This window comes from Bradyrhizobium sp., from assembly GCF_019244115.1.
GTDB lineage: Bacteria > Pseudomonadota > Alphaproteobacteria > Rhizobiales > Xanthobacteraceae > Bradyrhizobium.
In genome coordinates, this window is the sequence record NZ_JAFATE010000213.1 from 1 (window position 1) to 3,567 (window position 3,567).

Annotated in this window: 4 protein-coding genes; 1 reads left to right on the plus strand and 3 read right to left on the minus strand. The window is 62.8% G+C overall.

Features of this window, described 5'->3' with window-relative positions:
• Positions 1 to 190: 190 nt before the first annotated feature.
• The 3 genes from JOZ76_RS09475 to JOZ76_RS09485 are packed head-to-tail and all read right to left on the minus strand — an operon-like array spanning position 191 to position 2,240.
• Positions 191 to 781, minus strand: a complete 591-nt coding sequence (locus tag JOZ76_RS09475; protein ID WP_291698366.1) for a GNAT family N-acetyltransferase — start codon at positions 779 to 781, stop codon at positions 191 to 193.
• On the minus strand, positions 778 to 1,860 hold the full coding sequence (locus JOZ76_RS09480) for an alpha/beta fold hydrolase (RefSeq protein WP_291698367.1): 1,083 nt from the start codon (positions 1,858 to 1,860) through the stop codon (positions 778 to 780). The genes JOZ76_RS09475 and JOZ76_RS09480 overlap by 4 nt, the downstream gene beginning before the upstream one ends.
• The gene (locus JOZ76_RS09485) at positions 1,857 to 2,240 is read right to left on the minus strand and encodes a hypothetical protein (RefSeq protein WP_291698368.1); all 384 of its coding nucleotides are present in this window, start codon (positions 2,238 to 2,240) and stop codon (positions 1,857 to 1,859) included. The genes JOZ76_RS09480 and JOZ76_RS09485 overlap by 4 nt, the downstream gene beginning before the upstream one ends.
• Before the next feature lie 165 nt (positions 2,241 to 2,405).
• Here JOZ76_RS09485 and JOZ76_RS09490 point away from each other — a divergent pair, with 165 nt between their 5' ends.
• Positions 2,406 to 3,335: an alpha/beta fold hydrolase gene (locus tag JOZ76_RS09490; RefSeq protein ID WP_291698369.1), complete on the plus strand. Its 930-nt coding sequence runs from the start codon at positions 2,406 to 2,408 to the stop codon at positions 3,333 to 3,335.
• The last annotated feature ends 232 nt before the right edge of the window (positions 3,336 to 3,567 follow it).

Sequence of the window (3,567 nt, forward strand, 5' to 3'; positions counted from 1 at the left end):
ACGTTTTGGGTTTCGGTGGTCATTGGGGGTCTCTCCATCCTCGTTTTGGAGCTATGGGCTCACCCCGTCCGACTTGGCCCGGGGCACGGTTTATATGGCATCGTTAATGGTGCATCGCAACACGAATGTTGCGATGCGAAATCACGAGAACGTGAATGGTTAAAAACAGGTCAGTTGCTGATTTACCGGGCTATTGCACCGCGCCGGGAACCCCATAGGCCTCTAATTGGGCTCGGACCTGCGCGACGTCGTGCCCGAACACCACGATGTCGTGCTTTTTGCCATCGATGTCGCGAACCTGGTCGCGCAGCAGGCCCTCGGCGCGAAAACCCAGGCTCTCGAACAGGACGATGGCCGCACGCTGGTCGACCGTCATCTGCACGGTGAGCTTTTCCAGGCCCGCATCGAGTGCGAGCGCAAACGTCTCCTGCGACAGCGCCCGCCCGACCCCCTGCCCGCGTACCTCCGGGGACACCACCATGCGGAGCTCGCCGACATGGGGCGACCAGGAATGCGGATCGCGCACCAGCGTGCCGCAGCCGACCACCCGCCCAGCTTTCACTGCAAGCAGACTTGAGATCGCGCCGCGCTCGATCTCGTTGATCCACGCTGTGAGCACCTTCGGCTCGCTGATGTTGCGGGGCAGGAACAGGAGATCGTGGGTCGGCAGATGCCGCGCAAAGGCGAGCACGGCGGCCTCGTCCGCGCGGGACATGAGACGGAATTCGATGTCGTCGCCCTCAATGGTGACGTGGCGGGGATAGGAACGCGCGTCGCTCATGTCGATCGTCCGGCTAGCCAGGAATCCAGTTTCGGCCACAGCCGCCGAACCGCATTGGCGCCGGCGACCAGAGAGACGTGACCACCTTTCAGGATGACCTCTTCCTTGTCGGCCGAGCCGACCATCGGAATGAGATGCTTTGCGGCATCATAGGGCACGATGTGATCGTGCTCGGCGACCGCATGCAGGATCGGCACCCTGATGCTCGCAAGGTCGCAGGCGTGGCCGCCGACCGACATCGTGCCGCCAAACAGCTTGTTGTCCCACATCAGGTCCTTGGTGATGGTGCGAAAATATTCGCCGGCGAGCGGCAGCGTGTCGGTCGCCCAGCGGTCGAACATGCGGTAGGATTTGACGTATTCGTCGTTCCAGATGTTGTCCCAGAGCTGCACCTGGCTGATCGCGCGCGAGGCCGGCCGCAGCATCTCGAACGAGGACAGGATCATCTCCGGCGGCACGTTGCCGACCGCATCGACCAGGCCGTCGACGTCGAAATAGCGGCGGTCGGAAAAATTCGAAAACAGCTCCATCTTGCGAAAATCGATCGGCGTCGTGAAGCAGATCAGGTTCTTCATCGGCCCATCGTGAAAGATCGAACCGTAAAGCAGCGACAGCACGCCGCCAAAGCAGTAGCCGATCACGCTGACGTCGCTCTCGCCGGAATCCTCCTGCACGCGGCGGATGCAATATGGGATGAAATCGAGGACGTAGTCCTCCATCCGTAGCGACTTCTCCTCCGGCCGCGGCGCGGTCCAGTCCAGCATGTAGACGTCGTAGCCCTGGCGCAGCAGGAATTCGATAAAGCTCTGGCCGGGCACCATGTCGAGGATATAGCCGCGATTGGTGGTCGCCATAACGATCAGGATCGGCACGCGGTAGACCTCGTCCGCAAGCGGACGATAATGATAGAGGTTCATGGTGCCGCGGGCGCTCAAGAGGTCCTTGGGCGTCACGCCGAGCGAGGGGCCGGAGGTCGTGAAATATTCGACGCCCTTGATGCTGCGCAGGATCGCGCGCTGCACTTCTTGCTGGATGCGCTCCGGGATCGATGCGAGGGCCAGTCCCGTCGCCGCGTTCATTTCTGCGCTCCGGAAGACTCCGGCGGACGTTTGGTGCGCGGCGGCCGCGGCGTGGCCGGCCCTGTCGCCTGGGCGCCAGGGCTGCCCCGCCCCTGCACGAGCAGCGCCTTGATCTCGGCAAGCTGCGCCTCGATCGACTGGAGCCGCGCCGCCATGTCGACCATCTGGGCCCGGCTCGGCATGTTCATGCCGACCAGATATTTCTCCATCATCTCGAAAAACTGTTTTTGCGCGCCCGCGGTCGCGCCACCAGCCTGATTCATGGTTTTTGAAAACTCAGGCGAGGTCATCGCCTTGTTGGCGAAGGCGTTAAAACCCTTTTCCATCTCGCCGAGCATGGTCTGCCAGACGGCAAACGGGTCGTTGCCTTTGTCGGCCATTCGATTCCCTCCGTGACCTCTGCGGCTGTCTTGCCTTGTCGTTCCGGCCATACGACACCGCCGCGGCGCGCCGGTCAACACGCCCCTTGGGGCGGACGCGTCGGAAAATCTTCTAAGCGGCGCCAAACCGTGCCATACATTCACCTTGCCACAACAGTGAAGGGAATGCCTGGCGTGTCCTCGACAGTTCATCAGCCGCCACAACTGGCGCGCGCCAACGGTATCGACATCTGCTACGAGATTTTTGGCGATGGCAACGCCGAGCCGATGTTTTTGATCATGGGGCTCGGCGCCCAGATGGTGATCTGGGACGATGCGTTCTGCCAAAAACTTGCCGCGCGCGGCTTTCGCGTCATCCGCTTCGACAACCGCGACATCGGGCAATCCAGCAAGATGCACGGCGGCAAGCGCCTGACGCCGTTCGAGCTGCTCAAGCTGCGGCTGTTCAAAATTCCCGTCGAGGCGCCCTACAAGCTCTCCGACATGGCGCAAGATACGATCGCGTTGATGGACACGCTCGGCATCCGCTCGGCGCACCTGGTGGGGGCATCGATGGGCGGCATGATCGCCCAGGAGATCGCCATCACCTTTCCGGAGCGGGTGCGCTCGCTGACCTCGATCATGTCGACGACCGGCGATCCCCGCCTGCCCGGTCCGACGCGCGAGGCCGCGGCGCTCTTGATGGCGCCGCCGCCGAAGACCAAAGAGGAGTATATCGAGCGGTTCGCAAAAACCTGGAAAATGCTGCGCGTCGGCAGCTTTCCCGAGGACGAGGCGCTCGACCGCGCGCGTGCCGAACGCACCTTTTTGCGCGGCTTGAACCCTGCCGGCGTCGGCCGCCAGCTCCGCGCCATCCTCGCCTCCGGCAGCCGCAAGCAGCGGCTGCATGGCGTCAAGGCGCCGACGCTCGTCATTCACGGCACGGTCGATCCGCTGGTGAATCCTGCCGGCGGCAGGGACACCGCGGCCTCGATCCCCAATGCAAAACTGATGATGATCGAAGGCATGGGTCACGCGCTGCCGCTCCGGATGTGGCCTGATATCATCGACGCGATCGACAAACACGCGCACGGCGCGGCTGCGAAAGCGGCGTAGCTCCAAGGAGTCCGTCATTGCGAGGCGCGTCAGCGCCGAAGCAATCCAGACTGCCGCCGCGGAAAAACTCTGGATTGCTTCGCTTCGCTCGCAATGACGCTTTGATACTTGTTTCGGTGTCATCGCCCGGCCTTGACCGGGCGATCCAGTACGCCGCGGCTCATCGGCTCAAACACTGCTGTCTCTGGAATACTGGATTGCCCGCTGGAGCCTGGCCTCGGGCGGCGCTTCG